This window comes from Arthrobacter horti (assembly GCF_030731045.1).
GTDB classification, from domain to species: domain Bacteria; phylum Actinomycetota; class Actinomycetes; order Actinomycetales; family Micrococcaceae; genus Arthrobacter_E; species Arthrobacter_E nanjingensis.
Map to the genome: position 1 here is coordinate 325069 of NZ_JAVALS010000002.1, position 16582 is coordinate 341650.

Here is a 16582-nt window from a genome sequence, read left to right on the forward strand (position 1 = left end):
TCCTGATGCTGAGTGGTTCAGGGCTGCCCGGCCTAGGAAACCGGGTTCACCGGCCGTTCCTGTCCCAGTGGAGCGGCATCATCGGACCTTGAACAGAAGCCCCGTGTGCGACGGGGCTGGTCCAGGAGGGGGGTAATGGGGCATGTCTACTATGCTCCTGGCCGCAGCATTGGTCTTCGGCATCGTCGCGGCGGTTTTGGCACTCACACCAAAGGGAACCCGGTGGATCATCCGCCAGTTCCGTCACGCCCTGACGCTCAGGACGGTACTTCTGGCGGGAGCGGTCTCCATGGCAGCGCTCTCCGCCGCGGCGCTGATCCTGCCCGGGCATCCGCATGTGCTGTCCGATCTGGTGGTCATGGACGGCGGGCTGCTCGGCGGCCTCGGCGTGGCCGCATCGATCTTCCAGCGCAACAAGCATCCCTTCGCCACCCCGCGCCGGGTCCTGGCGATCGGGGCGCACCCGGATGACCTGGAGCTGGCCTGCGGGGCCACGTTGGCGAAGCTGGCCGACGGCGGTCACCAGGTGAAGACCCTGGTGATGAGCCGGGGCACGGTGGGCGGTGACGACCAGGTCAGGATCCTCGAGGCGCAGCGCGGCTCGTCCTTCCTCGGCAGCCGTGACACCACCGTGTTCGACTTCGAGGACACGCGCCTGGCTGACGCCAGCCAGGACATGGTCAACGCGATCGAACGTGAGATCCGGGACTTCAAGCCTGATGTGGTGCTGACCCATTCCGTCAACGACTACCACCAGGACCACCTGGCGGTGCACCTGGCCACCATGCGGGCCGCACGTCAGCACTCGGCCATCCTGTGCTTCGAGAGCCCGTCCGTCACCAAGGACTTCACCCCGAGCTTCTACATCGACGTGGACGGCTATGTGGACGTCAAGGTGGAGGCCGTGGCGCTTCACCGCGATCAGGCGGGCAAGCCGTACATGACCTCCGAACGGGTCCGCGGGCAGATGGCGTTCCGTGGAGCCCAGGTGAAGAAGCCCGCGGCCGAGGGATTCGAGGCGGTCCGCCTTCTCGGTTCCGCGGTCGGTGACCTGTGAGCTCTGTGAGGCGGCCGGGACCGGGAGCGGATCGATGAGTCCCGACGCCCTGGCCGTCATGGTGGTCCAGGGCGCCGGTCTGCTGGTCATCGCGGCGGCCGCGGTGAAGTTCCTGTACATTCCGCTGGCCCTGATCTTCGAAGGCCGTTCCTGGCGCGTGGCGCGGCGCAACCGCAGGGCCGCTCGCCGGAACCACGGGGGCCGGAACTTCCATGCGGGCGGCACCGTGCGGCCCCGTCACCGGCCCGGCACGGGGCGCCCCCTGGTCTCGATCGTGGTGCCCGGCTACAACGAAGGTGTGGTCATCGAAGCGTGTGTGCGCTCCATCCTGGCCAGTGACTACCCACGTCTGGAGATCATCCTGGTGGATGACGGCTCCACCGATGACACCGCCGCGTTGATGGCGTCCCTGGCTGAGCACAACCGCCTGGTCACGTTCATCTCGAAGGAGAACGGCGGGAAGGGCTCTGCGCTCAACGCCGGAATCAAGGCCGCCAAGGGCAAGATCATGCTGTTCGTCGACGCCGACGGGCTGTTCGCGCCGGACACCGTGTCCTGGATGGTGGATGCCTTCGACGATCCACAGGTCGGTGCCGTCTGCGGCGATGACCGTCCGGTCAACCTCAACCGCGTCCAGACCCGGATGCTCGCGGTGCTCAGCCACACGGGAACCGGTCTGGTGCGGCGCGCGCTGTCCCTGGTGCAGTGCCTGCCGATCGTGTCCGGGAACTCGGGAGCCTTCCGCTCGGACGTGGTCCGGAGTATCGGTGGCTTCCGGGAGGACACCATCGGGGAGGACCTCGAGCTCACCTGGCGCGTGCATCGCGCCGGCTATCAGGTGCGGTTCCAGCCGAAGGCGCTCGTGTACGCCGAGTCGCCTTCCACGCTGCGCGGACTGTGGAAGCAGCGCGTCCGCTGGTCCCGCGGTCTGCTGCAGACCGTCCGGATGCACGCCGGCATGTTCGGCTCGCTGTCCCACGGGCCCTTCGGCGTGTTCCTGATCTTCAATCTCTTCTCCATGGTGGTGGTCCCGGTCCTTCAGCTCGTGGTGCTGCTGGGGGTGGTCTACCTGGCCGCGCGTGGCTACACACTGGTGCCCGCTGACGCCATGGGGGTCATCGGCTGGGTGGGCCTCGGCTTCGCGGTCGTGGTGACCGTCTACGCGATCGCGCTCAACGGTGCCTGGCGGGACCTGCGTCATCTGTGGACCGTGCCCCTGTGGCCCTTGTATTCGGTCATGATGGCCGCCGTCCTGGTGACGGCCGTGTTCAAGGAAGCCGTCCGTGCGCCGTCCAATTGGAACAAACTCCAGAGGACCGGAGTGGTCTCTGTCGATCTCGGAACAGGAGGCGGCGCATGAAGGCCCGCAGGTCGGACAAGGGTCCCAGGGCGGAACCTGGCCGCCGGGGCTGGCTGCGGGGGCTCGTCACGCTCCTGGCGCTGGCGGTCCTGGGCGGCGGCACGTTCCTCTGGGGCGTGGCGAACGGCGCCGTCAACGGTCAGGCCCCCCGGACCGGCGCCACGACCCCGGAGGCCGTGGCGACCGCCACCAGCAAGCCTGCGCCCAAGGCCAAGCCCTACGTCCCGAAGAGCTGTGACGCGGGCGGCCGGAAGCCGCCCGTCGTGACGGTGTCGCAGCGTCCTGCGCTGCGGTCCGTCAACATCGGCTTCGAGGACCTCACCAACACCCAGCCCGGCCACCTCCAGGCCCTTGCGAAGCACCTCGACGACGTCGACGCCAACGCGGTCCAGATCGCTGTGGGGCGCCTGGACTGGCTTTCCTTCATCTGGCCCGGACATGAGGAACTGTCGTCGATCGACGCCGTGGCGGTGGATGGCCGTGACCTGGTCCAGGAGGCGCTGGACGCGTTCGGCTGCGATGCCCATGGACAGCGCCGCCACGTGACCCTGAGCGTCGACGCCCTCCTGGGACGCCGCTTCACGCAGGATCCGCAGCTGGCCGGGCAGAGTGTGGACGGCAAGCCGTCCACGCTGTTCGGCAGCGTCACGGCCTGGAGCAAGGGTCCGCTCGGCACCGAGATGGCCCAGTTGTCAGGCTTCCTGGCCGGCCGGTATCACCCGGACGCCGTCAATGTGACGGAGTTGATGTTCTTTTCCGAGAGCTACGGCGCCGATGACAAGGCGGATTACCTGGCCGTGACGGGACGGAAGGACTGGCCTCGGACGGGGGACGGCGCGATCGATGTGAATGATCCGTCCATCGGTGTGTGGCGGTCCGCCGCCGTGGAGCACGTGATGTCGCGGGTGGCCGTGGCCACCCGTCCGGTGGGCGTGCAGGCGACGATGGACATCAACTATCCGTTGACGGCCGGGGTGGCGGGCAGGCCCGATGCAGGCCAGGACGCGGTGGGGCTGCTCAAGGTCACGGACGGGCTGAACCTTTGGTACTACCCGGGGATGCTGGCGGGCAGTGTGCCGAGCATCGAGCAGGTGGACCGGGACTTGGTGGAGCAGTACCCGGGACGCGTCTCAGTGTCGCTGGGCCTGTGGTTCTCGGGGCATCCGGGGATCAGCCAGGAGCAGTTCGTGAGTGAGCTGGGCCGGGTGGACCGCCTGGTCCAGGGGTCGGTGTCGGTGACGCCGGCCAGCATGATGACCGATGCCGAGTGGAAGGCTCTCCGCACCGCCTGGGTCGGCTAGCGGGGCCTCATGCCCGGGGGACCTGCCCGGAGGGAAATTCCCTCCGGGCAGGTCCCTTTTGTCGAATCGGTGCCTATCATTGAAGTAGTTGTATGTCGATTCCTCCAAATCATGGATGAATCGGTGGCGGTGCCATGAGCGCCGCGACCATCCGGCCTAGGAAACCGGATCTCTCGCCGTTCTCCTGCGAAGGAGACGGCTCTGGACCGTGAATGCGGGCGCCTTGTGCGAGGGCGCCTGGTCCGAAAGGGGGGACGGAGCATGTCCGTTGTGCTCCTGACTGCGGCGCTGATGTTCGGGGCCATCGCGGTGACCGCCGCCCTGGTTCCCCGGAGCGCGCGATGGATCGTGCGGGAATACCGTCACGCCGCCGTGCTCCGGCTCGCGCTCATCGCTTGTGCGGGGTGCCTGATCACCCTCTCCGTCGCGGCGCTCGTGATGCCGCCGCCCTCCGAGGCCCTGGACGGCGGGGTGCTTCTCAGCGGGGCCGGGATCGCGGGTCTCAGCATGGTGGCCCCGGTCTTCCAGCGGTCCCGCCGGACCGTGACCGCACCCCGCAGAATCCTGGCGATCGGTGCTCATCCGGATGACCTGGAACTGGCCTGCGGGGCCACCCTGGCCAAGCTCGTCGACGAAGGGCACGAGGTCCGGACGCTCGTCATGAGCAGGGGCGCCGTAGGGGGTCACGCGGACCTCCGGGCCGGCGAGGCGATGCTCGGCTCGGCGTTCCTGGGCAGCCGTGAGGTGTGTGTCCAGGACTTCGCCGACACCCGGCTCTCCAGCTTCGAATGCGAGATGGTGGCCCTGATCGAACGGCACATCGCCGAGTTCCAGCCGGACCTGGTGCTGACCCATTCCGAGCACGACTACCACCAGGACCATCTGGCCGTGCACCTGGCCACCATGCGGGCCGCCCGGCAGCACTCCTCGATCCTGTGCTTCGAGAGCCCCTCGGCCACGCAGGGTTTCTGCCCCACCGTGTACGTCGACGTCGCCGGCTACGTGGACGTCAAGGTCAAGGCCGTCTCCCTCCACAAGGACCAGGGCGCCAAGGCGTACATGACGGCCGAGCGGGTGAGGGGACAGCTGAGCTTCCGCGGTTCCCAGGCCAAACGTGAATTCGCCGAAGGCTTCGAAGCCGTCCGGCTCCTGACTTCCACGCTCGGGGACCTCTAGAGCGGCCACGCGAGGGCGGCATGATGCGAGGCCTGGACGTGTCCCTGGTGCTGATGGTGCAGTGGAGCGGACTGCTGATCCTCGCCGCCGGCGCGGTCAAGCTCGCCTACCTGCCGCTGGCCGCCGCCTTCGAATGGCGGGCCTCCGGCCGCGTCCAGGCCGGACTGTACGACGGCGCGCTGGTGTCCGTCGTCGTGCCCGGCTACAACGAGGAGGTGGTTCTGGAGGCCTGCGTGCTCTCCATTTTGCGCAGCACCCACCGCCGCCTGGAGGTGATCCTGGTGGACGACGGCTCCTCGGACGGCACTCTGGCGCTCATGGGGGCGCTCGCGGCCCGTGACGAGCGGATCACCGTCCTCACCCAAGCCAACGCCGGCAAGGGCGCCGCGCTGAACGCGGGAATCCGGGCCGCGCACGGGGAGTTCTTCCTGTTCGTCGACGCGGACGGGCTGTTCGCGCCGGACACGGTCGCGTGGATGCTGGCCGGTTTCGGGTCCCCGGAGGTGGGGGCCGTCTGCGGGGATGACCGGCCCGTGAACCTGGACCGGGTCCAGACCAGGATGCTCGCCGTGCTCAGCCATACCGGGACCGGGATGGTGCGCCGGGCGCTCTCGCTGGTCCGCTGCCTGCCGATCGTCTCCGGCAATGTGGGCGCGTACCGGGCCGGCCTGGTCCGGCGGCTCGGTGGTTTCCGCGAGGACACGGTGGGGGAGGATCTGGAGCTGACCTGGCGCGTGTACGAGGCCGGGTACCGTGTGCGTTTCCAGCCGAGGGCCCTGGTCTACGCGGAGTCGCCCTCCACCCTGGCCGGGCTCTGGAAGCAGCGGGTCCGCTGGTCGCGAGGGCTGCTGCAGACGGTGCGCCGCCACCCGGGGATGCTCGGCTCCCTGCGGTACGGACCCATCGGGGTGTTCCTGCTCTTCAACCTCTTCGCCATGGTGGTGGTGCCGCTGCTGCAATTGGCGGTGATCATCCTGCTGGGGCTTCTGGCGTCCGGTGGGATCGTGCTCCTGCCCACCGGGATCCTGGGGTTCCTGGGGTGGGCGGGCCTGCTGTTCTCCGTGGCCGTCACCGTCTACTCGATCGGGCTGAACAGGGCGTGGCGGGATCTGCGTCATCTCTGGACGGCGCCCCTGTGGCCCCTGTATTCGCTCTTCATGGCGCTGGTGATGGTCACCGCGGTGGTGAAGGAGCTCTCCGGAGCTCCGGCACGTTGGAACAAGCTGCAGCGCACCGGGGTGCGTTCGGTGGGGGAGGCGGGGACGTGAGCCGCCGGGCGACGCGCCGCCACTGGCCGGCCGGGCTCGCCGCGCTGGGAGTGCTGGCGCTGCTGCTCGGCGGGACGATGGTGTGGGGGATCGGCAACGGCGACGTCGACGGCCTGGGTCCCAGCGCGCCGTCGAGCACTCCGCCCACTCCGAAGTCCTCCGCGGCCTCCGCCGCCTACACGCCGGTCGCTTGCGTCCCGTCGCAGGCGACCGCGACGCCGGCGGCGGTCCCGGCCGTGCGACCGGCGACCCGCGCCGTGAACATCGGCTTCGAGGACCTGGTCAGCACCCAGCCGGGCCACCTCCAGGCGCTCGAACAGCACCTGAACGCCGTGGATGCGAACGCTGTTCAGATCGCCATCGGACGGCTCGACTGGCTCGCGTTCAGCTGGCCGGGCCACCCGGACCGCTCCGTGGATCAGGTGTTCGTGGACGGACGGGACCTGGTGCAGGAGGCGCTCGACGCCCTCTCCTGTGATGCTCAGGGCCACCGCCGGCAGGTCACCCTGAGCATCGACGCACTCATCGGGCGGCTGTTCACGCAGAACCCGCAGCTGGCCGGGCGGAACGTGGACGGCAAAGCCTCCACACTGTTCGGCAGCGTGACCGCTTGGAGCCATGGGGAGCTGGGCGACGAACTGGTGGACCTCGCCGGCGCGGTGGCCCGCCGCTTTCACCCCGACTTTGTGAACATCACGGAGCTGATGTTCTTCACGGAGACGTATGGCGCGGACGACAAGGCCGACTACCTGGCCGTGACCGGGCGGAGCGACTGGCCGAGGACGGCGGACGGCACGATCGATGTGAATGACCCGTCGATCGGTGCGTGGCGTTCCGCCGCGGTGGAGCAGGTGATGGCGAGGGTGTCTGCGGCGACGCGTGCGGCGGGTGTGCCGGCGTCAATGGATGTGAACTATCCGTTGACGGCCGGGGTGGCGGGCCGGCCCGATGCCGGTCAGGACGCGGTGGCCCTGTTGCGGGTGACCGACGGGCTGAACCTCTGGTACTACCCGGGGATGCTGGCGGGCAGTGTGCCGGGCATCGAGCAGGTGGACCGGGACTTCGTGGAGCGGTACCCGGGCCGGGTCTCGGTGTCGCTGGGTCTGTGGTTCTCGGGTCATCCGGGGATCGGTCTGGAGGAGTTCCGGCACGAGCTGGGCCGGGTGGACGCGCTGGGCGTGAAATCGGTGTCGGTGACCCCGGCGAGCATGATGACGGACGCCCGGTGGGCCGTGCTCCAGCAGGCCTGGGCGGGCTGAATGCGGATGTCTTCACGGTATTCACCTGGCGGAACATTGTTCCCTCGCCCTGCCGGTTCCGGATAAGATCCCATGCACAGCAGCCGGCTCCGTCCGGCTCACAGTATCCAGCGACGTGTACTGGCCGTCACCTCCCTTCCGAAGGAACCGCCCCATGCCGTTGAACCATCCCGACACCGATCCCGGCGAGGACATCGCCCCGGAACTGCGGGCCGATGTCCGCCGCGTCTCCACCCTCCTGGGCCAGTCCCTGGTCCGCCAGCACGGTCCCGGCCTCCTCAAACTCGTGGAGCAGGTGCGCCTGCTGACCAAGGAGTCCAAGGAGGCCGCCCGCGGCGTCGGCGAGGCCACCGGGCCCTGGGCCGCGCACGACGTCGCGCAGCAGGTCCGCGAGCTGCTCGCCTCCCTGCCGCTCGAGGAGGCCACGCGCCTGGTGCGCGCCTTCGCGTTCTACTTCCACCTGGTCAACGCCGCGGAGCAGGTGCACCGCGTGCGCGGGCTGCGCTCGCGGGCGGAGAAGGACGGCTGGCTGGCGCAGGCCGTCGCCGAGATCGCCGAGCACGCCGGGACCGAGGCCCTTCAGGGGCTGGTGAACGAGCTGGACGTCCGACCCGTCTTCACCGCGCACCCCACGGAGGCGAGCCGCCGCTCCGTGCTGGACAAGCTGCGGGCCATCTCCGACGTCCTGGCCGAGTCGACGCAGGACGGCACGGCGGCGCGCAGCCGTCAGGACCGCCGCCTGGCCGAGATCATCGACCAGATGTGGCAGACCGACGAGCTCCGCCAGGTCCGCCCGACCCCCATCGATGAGGCCCGCAACGCCATCTACTACCTGGGCGACATCCTCACCGGCGCCATGCCGGAGGTCATGTCCGAGCTCGGTGAGCTGCTGGCCGAGCACGGCGTGTCCCTGCCCCAGGAGAAGGCACCCATCCGCTTCGGCTCCTGGATCGGCGGCGACCGGGACGGCAACCCGAACGTCACGGCGGATGTCACGCGGGAGATCCTGCAGATCCAGAACCAGCACGCCATCCGGATCGTGATCTCCCTCCTGGATGAGCTGATCTCCGTGCTGTCCAACTCCACGGCCCTGGCCGGCGCCAGCCCGGAGCTGCGCGCCTCCCTGGAAGAGGACCTCCGCCGCCTGCCGGGCCTGGACAAGCGCGTCCTGGAGCTGAACGCCCAGGAGCCCTACCGCCTGAAGCTGACCTGCATCAAGGCCCGGCTGCTGAACACGGGCCGCCGCATCGCGGCGGGCAGCCCGCACGAGCCCGGCCGCGACTACGTCGGCACCGAGGCCGTCCTGGCCGACCTGCGATTGGTGGAGGACTCCCTGCGCGCCCACTCGGCGTCGTTGGCGGCCGACGGCGCCCTGGCCCGCGTGCAGCGCGCCGTCGCCTCGATCGGGCTGCAGATGGCCACGCTGGACATCCGCGAGCACGCGGATCACCACCACGACGCCGTCGGGCAGCTGTTCGACCGCATCGGCGAGGTGGGGCGCCCGTACGCGGAGCTGTCCCGCGCCGAGCGCTGGGAGCTGCTGTCGGCCGAGCTGGCTTCGCGGCGGCCGCTCTCGGGCCACCCGATCGTGCTGGACGGCTTCTCCGACAGCATCTACAACGTCTTCCGGGTGATCCGTCAGGCGCTCAAGAGCTACGGCCCGGACGTCATCGAGACCTATATCGTGTCCATGACCCGCGGTGCGGACGACGTCCTGGCCCCGGCCGTGCTGGCCCGCGAGGCCGGGCTGGTGAAGCTCCACGGGGACGTCCGCTACGCCAAGATCGGCTTCGCACCGCTCCTGGAGACCGTGGACGAACTGCGCGCCTCCGCCGAGATCGTGGACCAGCTGCTGTCCGAGCCGTCCTACCGGGAACTGGTCCGGCTGCGCGGGGACGTGCAGGAGATCATGCTGGGCTACTCGGACTCCAACAAGGAATCCGGCGTCATGACCAGCCAGTGGGAGATCCACAAGACCCAGCGCAAACTGCGCGATGTGGCGCTCAAGCACGGCGTCCGGCTGCGGCTCTTCCACGGCCGAGGAGGTTCCGTGGGCCGCGGCGGCGGACCTACCTACGACGCCATCCTGGCCCAGCCCAACGGTGTCCTGGAGGGCGAGATCAAGTTCACCGAGCAGGGTGAGGTGATCAGCGACAAGTACTCGCTGCCGGAGCTGGCACGCGAGAACCTGGAGCTCTCCCTGGCCGCCGTGATGCAGGGGTCAGCCCTGCACCGTGCCCCGCGCACCACCCAGGAGGAACGGGACCGCTACAGCACGGTCATGGAGGTCATCTCCGACGCCGCGTTCGCCCGGTACCGTTCGCTGATCGATGACCCGGACCTGCCCGCGTACTTCCTGGCGTCCACTCCGGTGGAGCAGCTGGGCCAGCTGAACATCGGTTCCCGTCCGTCCAAGCGCCCGGACTCCGGGGCCGGGCTGGGCGGCCTGCGCGCCATCCCGTGGGTGTTCGGCTGGACGCAGTCCCGGCAGATCGTGCCCGGCTGGTTCGGCGTGGGCTCCGGCCTGAAGGCCGCCCGGGAGGCAGGCCTGACGGCCGAACTGCAGGAGATGGCCTCGCAGTGGAACTTCTTCGAGTCGGTGCTGTCCAATGTGGAGATGACCCTGGCCAAGACGGATATGGAGATCGCAGGCCACTACGTGAACACCTTGGTGCCGCGGGAGCTCCACCACCTTTTCGAGGCAATCCGGGCGGAGCACGCCCTCACGGTCCGTGAGGTGGAACGGCTGACGGGGGAGAGCGAGCTCCTGGACGCCCAGCCCACCTTGCAGCGTTCACTGCGTGTGAGGGACCAGTACCTGGACCCCATCAGCTATCTGCAGGTGGAGCTGCTGCGCCGTGTCCGTGAGGAGGCGAAGGTGCAGGCCGGAGCCGGGGAATCCGAGATCGCGGAGACCCTGCAGCGCGCCATGCTCATCACCATCAACGGTGTGGCCGCCGGTCTGCGGAACACCGGCTGAGCCGTGCCCGGCCAGTGGGCTCACGGGGAGCGGCGACGGCGCCGCGTCACGATCAGGCCGAGGACGGTTCCCACCAGCAGGCCGGCTGCCAGGCCCAGGAGGGAACTGACCCAGAACGGCAGATGGGTGGTCTGACCGGTCACGTAGCCGAGGCCCACCATCCAGGACGCCCAGAGGAGGCTGCCCGCGGCGGAGCAGGCCGCGAAGCTGCGGGTGCTGATCTCCGCGATGCCGGAGCCTGCGGTCAGCGCCAGGCGGCCGCCCGGCAGGAACCTCAGCCCGATGATGGCGCCGTACGTGGGGGTGCGGCCGGCCCGTTCCAGGGCCCGGTGGATCCCGGCGTGGAGGCGGGCCGTGAAGCGCCAGCGGTCCATGAGGTGCGCCAGACGCCGTTTGAACAGCAGGAAGACGGCCATGTCGCCCAGGAAGGAGCCGAGGGCGGCCAGGCCGAGTGCCAGCGGAAGGGACGCGTGCCCCTCCGCGGCCAGGGAGCCGGAGGTCACCACCAGCATCTCGGACGGCGTGGGCGGGAACACGGTGTCCGCCATGACCAGGGGCACGATCCACCAGTAGAGCGCCGTGCTCCACGTGGTGAGATCGCCGAAGTCCATGGGAAAACGGTACGGCACGGGGTGGGAAAGCGAGAGGGCCCGGGACGAAGCCCCGGGCCCTGCTGCTGACGGAAGAAGGATCAGGCCTTCTTGCTCCGATCCACGAAGACGATGCCGCCGGGCACGTCGTTGCGGATCTCGGTGCCGACCTTGCGGGCCAGCAGGTCATCCAGGCGGTCCAGCGGGCCGATCAGGGCGCGGCCGCCGGCCTTGGCGATGCGGATGGCGGCGTCGACCTTGGGTCCCATGGACCCGGCGTCGAACTCCAGTTCGCCGATCGCCTCGGGCGTGGCGGAGAGGATGTCGCGCTGCTCCGGGGTACCCCAGTTCTCGCTGACGAAGTCACCGTCGGTGAGCAGGAGCAGGGTGTCGGCCTCCAGGTCGGCGGCCAGGGCGGCGCTTGCCAGGTCCTTGTCCACCACGGCCTGCATGCCGGTCTGACGGCCCTTGGAGTCGACCTTGACGGGCACGCCGCCACCGCCCACGCACACCACCAGGCGGTCGTTCTCCAGGAGCAGCTTGACCAGCGGGGCCTGCTGAATGTGGACCGGGACGGGGGAGGGGACCACGCGGCGGAACGCGTTGCCGTCCTTGGCGATGGTCCAGCGGTATTCGGCGGCGGCACCGGCGGCGTCGGCGGCGGAGTACTGCGGCCCGATCGGCTTGGTGGGCCAGTGGAAGGCGGGATCGTCTTCGGAGACCACGGTGGTGGTGACGATGGCGGCGACCTCGCGCTCACCGGCAAGGGCGTTGCTGAGCTCCTGCTGGATGACGTAGCCGATCATGCCCTGGGTCTCGGCGCCCAGGATGTCCAGCGGGTAGGCTGCCACGTCCTGGTAGGCCAGGTTCTGCAGGGCGAGGAGACCCACCTGCGGGCCGTTGCCGTGGGTGATGACCAGTTCGTGCTCACGGGCCAGGGATGCGAGGGCCTGGCAGGCCCCGCGGACGTTGGCGCGGAGCCGGTCCGCGGTCATCGGTTCGCCTCGACGAGCCAGGGCGTTGCCGCCCAGGGCCACCACTACGCGCATGGAGATTCCTTTGTTCGGAAGGATGGTTCTTGTGGACCTAAAGGTATACCATTTTGTGATATGCGACAATGGTTCGCTGAGTCAACCAAGCGATCGGCGAGGAGGTTCGATGGCGAGCCGGACTGCCACGCGCGCCGCACGGGCGCTGAGCTCGGACACTCGCCTGCGCCGCATCCTCCAGGCCCTCGCCGCCCGTTCCGGCGGACTGAGCGTTCATTCGGTCTTCACCCATGTGATCAACTTCCTCACGCCGGACGGGCGCCTGGTGACCTTCGCGTCCGGAGGGCTCGACGATGCCCCGTGGACGCTTCGCGCGGACCTTCCTGATTGGGCCGGCTTCCCCGTCGTCGCGGGTGAGAGCGTGCGCGTGACGCCGTCATCCGTGGTGCTGGCGGACGGTGCTGTCCTGCTGGAGGGCTGGAGGGGGGCGGAGCCCTGGGAGCCGTCCCCGCTCCCCGCTGCCGACGACGCCGGGCCGCCGGAGCTGCTGGAGGCGCTCCAGGACTGGATCGCCAGGCATGGAGTGCCGGGAGGCATGCTCGCCGCGGTGGGCGCGAACTCGTTTGAAGCCGCCGTTCAGGCAAGGCTCGGCGAAGCCTCTGCCTCCCTGTCTGAAGCGCTCATTTGGTATTCCAAAACCGGTCGAGCGGATTTTTTAGATCCGGAACTTCTCGACCGGGCTATCCTGGGACTGGTCGGTCTCGGTGCGGGGCTGACCCCGTCCGGTGACGACCACTTGTGCGGCGTCGCCCTCGTGGCGGCGCGGCCGGGCAGCCGGCTGTCCGGCGTCGGCGGCCGTCTGCTCGCAGTCCTTGACGCGTACCCTGAGCGCACCACCGACGTGTCCGAAGCCACGCTGCGTGAGGCGGCCGAGGGCCGTGCGCGCCAGAGCCTGCTCGACCTGCTGGCGGGGCTGACCGCCGTCGTGCCCGGTGACGTGGACCCGCTTGAGCACCTCCGTCCTCTGCTCGTCCAGGTCCTGGGGATCGGCCGGACGTCGGGGACGGACATCCTGTCCGGTCTGCTGGCCGGACTGCGCGCGGAATGGGCCCTGCGATGACCAGCCCTGAGATGACCAGCCCTGCGATGAACAAGGCCGTTCCGGATGCAGCGCACGGAATCGAGGATTCCCCGATCGCCCCCACCGCGGCCCAGAAGGCCGTCGGCGCCCTGTCCACCGGCTACAAGCCGGCTGACTCCGGTCCGGACACCGGGGGCTCCGCCATCACGGAGCCCCGCCGCTTCCAAGGCATCCCTGGGGCATCGGTGCCCACGAGGTCCTGGAGAGCGGTATCGTTCCGATCATCACCACCGCCGTTGCGCACCAGGATGCCGGTACCGGCACGGGCGGCGCAGGCACCCCCACCCCCTCCCGTCGAATGCTTCGGCTGACGGCTTCCCTTCAGGAAAGTTCATGACCACATCCCCCGACGCGGCCGAAAAGACCGCGAGCTCCGAACTCGAGTCCGAGTTCGAGCACTCCCCGGTGCCTCAGAGCCACCGGAAGTCACTGTTCACGGTCTCCTCCGTGTGGTTCGGATTCCCCATGATCCTGACCAATGCGGTGCCTGGCGGCCTGGTGGTCGCCATGCTCGGCTTCTGGCCGGGCGTGGCCGCCATCCTGGTGGCCAACGTCATCATGTTCGTGTACGTCAGCCTGCTCAGCCACCGGGCCGGCAGCACGGGCAAGAGCTTCGCTCTGCAGGCCACGGAGACCTTCGGCAGCAAGGGCTATGCCTTCGCCTCCGGTCTGCTGGCCACCGTGGTGGTCGGTTGGTTCGCGTTCAACACCGGCGCCACCGGCGCCAGCCTGAACGCGGCCTTCGGCTGGAATGAGACCCTGATCGCCGCGATCGCGGGTGTCCTGTTCATCGGGATCACCTACCTGGGCATCAAGGCCCTCTCCTGGCTGGGCGCCGTGGCAGCTCCGCTGTTCATCATCGCCGCGGCCACTGCCATGATCCTGGCCTCCCAGGAGCACGACTTCAGTAAGCTGACCAGCTTCCAGGGCGCCGGTGGGATGACCTTCGGCGTGGCGGTCACCTCCATCATGGCGACCTTCGCCGACTCCGGCACCATGACGGCCGACTTCACCCGCTGGTCCAAGAACGGCAAGGAGGCCGTGATCGCCACGGCCACCGCGTTCCCGTTCGCGTCCCTGGTGGCCCAGCTCAGCGGCGCCCTCCTGGTGGCCGCCGGCGCGATCGCCAGCCCCACCACCAGCGGCGGTGACTTCACCCCGATCCTCACCGGGCCGGGCAACCCGATCCTGCAGATCCTGGTGCTGGTCTTCGTGGTCATCAACCTGGGCTCCGTCTGCACGCACTGCCTCTACAACGGTGCCCTCGGCTGGTCCCACCTGACCAAGTCCACCATGCGCAAGCTCACCCTGATCCTGGGTGTGGTGGGCGTGATCGTGGCCCTGATCGGTGCCTGGCACTACTTCGTGAACTGGCTGGCCTTCCTCGGTGTCCTGGTTCCGCCGCTGGGCGCCGTGCTCATCGCGGACCAGATCATCCTGGCCAAGAAGAACGCCAACCGCCCGGAGCAGACGTTCCGGGGCGTGGCCTTCATCGCCTGGGCCATCGGTGCCGCCGCAGCCCTGGTGGTGCACTTCGCCGCGCCGTTCCTCTCGGACGCCGTGGTGGGTCTGGTGGTCGGTCTGGTGGCCTACCTGGCCCTGGACGGACGCTCGAAGGGCGCTGTGTCCGCATAGCGGTTGCTGACTGATCCAAAGGCGCGGAAGGGGTGACCCTTCCGCGCCTTTGGGGTTTAACCGCGGGTGGAAGTCCGGCGGCGGTTCGCCAGAGCCCTGCCCCCGAACCACAGAAGGATGACTGCAAGGATCGCGCGGACGATCCACAGGCCGGGCTCCCAGAGCACGCGGTAGTTCCCGGGGACCCCGAGGACCGCCGCAATGATCGGGCCGTAGGCCGCCCGCCCGACCCCGCCGAATTGGGTGGACAGTCCACCGACCACGGCGATGACGCCGAGCAAGAGCAGCACGATCGGCCAGACGAACAAGTCCGGAGAACCTTCGCCGCGAGAAGTCAGCCCGACGGCCTTCACGAGAAGAGCAAGTGGGAAGACGAGGAAGAACCAGACCACCGCACCCAGGAGCATCGCCAGTGCGACGAATACCGGAATCCACAGCAGCATCCACGGTCCGTCGCCGAAGAAGTAGTCCGGCTCGCGGAGCATCGCCACCCCGAACCCGGCCAGGATTCCGGCCGGCAGGACTCCGAGAACCCACCAGAGGAAGGAACGCCGGACCCGTTGCGCGCCTGGCATCGCCTCGAGAGAGTGCATCGGCTTTTCCGGGCGGATCGCTGCGGCGGCCGCAAGGTAGAACTGGATCACGAGGGCGGAAACCGCCGCCGGGATCCCGAAGAGAGCGGTGGTGGGTGCGGCCCCGTCGTTCTCCTGCAGATCGAGCACGGTCAACAGCAACCAGGCGATCGCCAGTGCGACGATCACGACGGCGGCGGTTGGCACGGTGATCGAGACGCTGCCGTCTGGAGAACTGGGACGCGACGGGCGCGAGGGTTTCGCAAAACGTTGGCCGGTCATGGCGCCCAGCTTACTGGCGAGGAGTGGCCCGGTCCCCGCCTCAGTGCGCCTCGGACAGCGTCAGCTCACTCCGGTATTCCACGGGCTTGCCGGAGAGCGGGTCTGTGAAGCGGATGCCGCGGGCCAGCAGCTGAAGCGGCTTGGTGTAGTCGTCCGGAGCTTTGTCCAGGAGGACCGGGTAGAACGGATCGTGCAGGATGCCGAGCCCCAGCGACGCCATGTGCACGCGCAACTGATGCGTCTTCCCGGTGTGCGGCTCCAAGCGGTACAGCGCGCGCCGGCCGTCGTCGTTGAACGTTTTCAGCCGCTCGATGCGCGTCTCCGTGTTCGGCTCCCCGTCCACCACCTGCGCCAGCAGGTAGTCACGGGACTTCGTCATCCGATTGCGGACCAGCGACGGGAACTCCGGCTGCGGGAAGCCGGGCGCGGGCACGGCCGCCGCGACGCATTCGTACTCCTTCTGCACCTTCCGCTTCTCGAACAGCACCTGGTACTTGCCGCGCGTCGCCGGATTGGTGGAGAGCAACAGGACGCCTGCGGTCATCCGGTCCAGCCGGTGCATCGGGATCAGGTCCGGCAGGTCCAGCAGCTTCCGCAGCCTGACCAGCGCCGACTCCTGGATGTAGGTCCCGCCCGGCGTGGTCGGCAGGAAATGCGGCTTGTCCACCACCAGCAGATTCTCGTCCTGGTGCAGGATGGACAGCTCCACCGGCAGCCGCTCCTCCGCGGGAAGCGTGCGGTAGTACCAGATGAACACATGCTCGCTCAGGGGAGTGGCACGGGTCAGCGGCGCCCCGCCCTCGCCCACGATCTCGCCCGCGTCGAAGCGGTCCAGGATCCCCTGCGGATCCACATGCCCCCAGCGGTGCAGCATGTAGTCCAGCGCAGTCTCCCAGGGCCCGTCGTGTGGCAGGCGCAGGCGGGTCGCGTTGACGCCGTCGCGGACGGGCAGGGGGGATTGCATCACCGGGT

At 69.0% G+C, this 16582-nt stretch carries 13 protein-coding genes; 9 read left to right on the forward strand and 4 right to left on the reverse strand.

What is annotated here, in order from left to right:
* Positions 1 to 142 precede the first annotated feature (142 nt).
* From Q9R02_RS05360 to ppc, 7 genes are all read left to right on the forward strand, one after another.
* Complete coding sequence (locus tag Q9R02_RS05360; protein ID WP_305995623.1) at positions 143 to 1057, forward strand: PIG-L deacetylase family protein; 915 nt, start codon at positions 143 to 145, stop codon at positions 1055 to 1057.
* Between the two features lie 34 nt (positions 1058 to 1091).
* Entirely contained in the window at positions 1092 to 2417 is a 1326-nt protein-coding gene (locus Q9R02_RS05365) for a glycosyltransferase family 2 protein (protein ID WP_305995624.1), read from the forward strand.
* A complete protein-coding gene (locus tag Q9R02_RS05370; RefSeq protein WP_305995625.1) occupies positions 2414 to 3718 on the forward strand; it encodes a hypothetical protein in 1305 nt (434 codons plus the stop codon). Before Q9R02_RS05365 ends, Q9R02_RS05370 begins: the two co-directional genes overlap by 4 nt.
* Positions 3719 to 3979: 261 nt before the next feature.
* Positions 3980 to 4894, forward strand: coding sequence for a PIG-L deacetylase family protein (locus Q9R02_RS05375; protein WP_305995626.1), 915 nt, complete (start codon positions 3980 to 3982; stop codon positions 4892 to 4894).
* Between the two features lie 20 nt (positions 4895 to 4914).
* Positions 4915 to 6162: a glycosyltransferase family 2 protein gene (locus Q9R02_RS05380; RefSeq protein ID WP_305995627.1), complete on the forward strand. Its 1248-nt coding sequence runs from the start codon at positions 4915 to 4917 to the stop codon at positions 6160 to 6162.
* Entirely contained in the window at positions 6159 to 7421 is a 1263-nt protein-coding gene (locus tag Q9R02_RS05385; RefSeq protein WP_305995628.1) for a hypothetical protein, read from the forward strand. Before Q9R02_RS05380 ends, Q9R02_RS05385 begins: the two co-directional genes overlap by 4 nt.
* Before the next feature lie 154 nt (positions 7422 to 7575).
* Positions 7576 to 10401, forward strand: a complete 2826-nt coding sequence (gene ppc, locus Q9R02_RS05390) for a phosphoenolpyruvate carboxylase (protein ID WP_305995629.1) — start codon at positions 7576 to 7578, stop codon at positions 10399 to 10401.
* A gap of 20 nt (positions 10402 to 10421) precedes the next feature.
* Here the strand turns inward: ppc and Q9R02_RS05395 are convergent, their stop codons facing one another.
* Entirely contained in the window at positions 10422 to 11012 is a 591-nt protein-coding gene (locus tag Q9R02_RS05395; RefSeq protein ID WP_305995630.1) for a DedA family protein, read from the reverse strand.
* Positions 11013 to 11092: 80 nt separating this feature from the next.
* Complete coding sequence (locus Q9R02_RS05400; RefSeq protein WP_305995631.1) at positions 11093 to 12040, reverse strand: carbamate kinase; 948 nt, start codon at positions 12038 to 12040, stop codon at positions 11093 to 11095.
* 109 nt (positions 12041 to 12149) lie between these two features.
* Here Q9R02_RS05400 and Q9R02_RS05405 point away from each other — a divergent pair, with 109 nt between their 5' ends.
* Together Q9R02_RS05405 and Q9R02_RS05410 are read left to right on the forward strand one after the other, a co-directional pair.
* Entirely contained in the window at positions 12150 to 13100 is a 951-nt protein-coding gene (locus Q9R02_RS05405; protein WP_305995632.1) for an oxamate carbamoyltransferase subunit AllH family protein, read from the forward strand.
* 354 nt (positions 13101 to 13454) lie between these two features.
* Positions 13455 to 14756 carry a cytosine permease gene (locus tag Q9R02_RS05410; RefSeq protein WP_305995633.1) on the forward strand — a complete coding sequence of 434 codons (1302 nt, stop codon included), beginning with the start codon at positions 13455 to 13457 and terminating at the stop codon, positions 14754 to 14756.
* A gap of 56 nt (positions 14757 to 14812) precedes the next feature.
* On the opposite strand, the gene Q9R02_RS05415 is transcribed toward Q9R02_RS05410, so the two are convergent.
* A complete protein-coding gene (locus Q9R02_RS05415) occupies positions 14813 to 15610 on the reverse strand; it encodes a hypothetical protein (RefSeq protein ID WP_305995634.1) in 798 nt (265 codons plus the stop codon).
* Between the two features lie 40 nt (positions 15611 to 15650).
* Entirely contained in the window at positions 15651 to 16574 is a 924-nt protein-coding gene (locus Q9R02_RS05420; RefSeq protein WP_305995759.1) for an RluA family pseudouridine synthase, read from the reverse strand.
* Positions 16575 to 16582 lie beyond the last annotated feature (8 nt).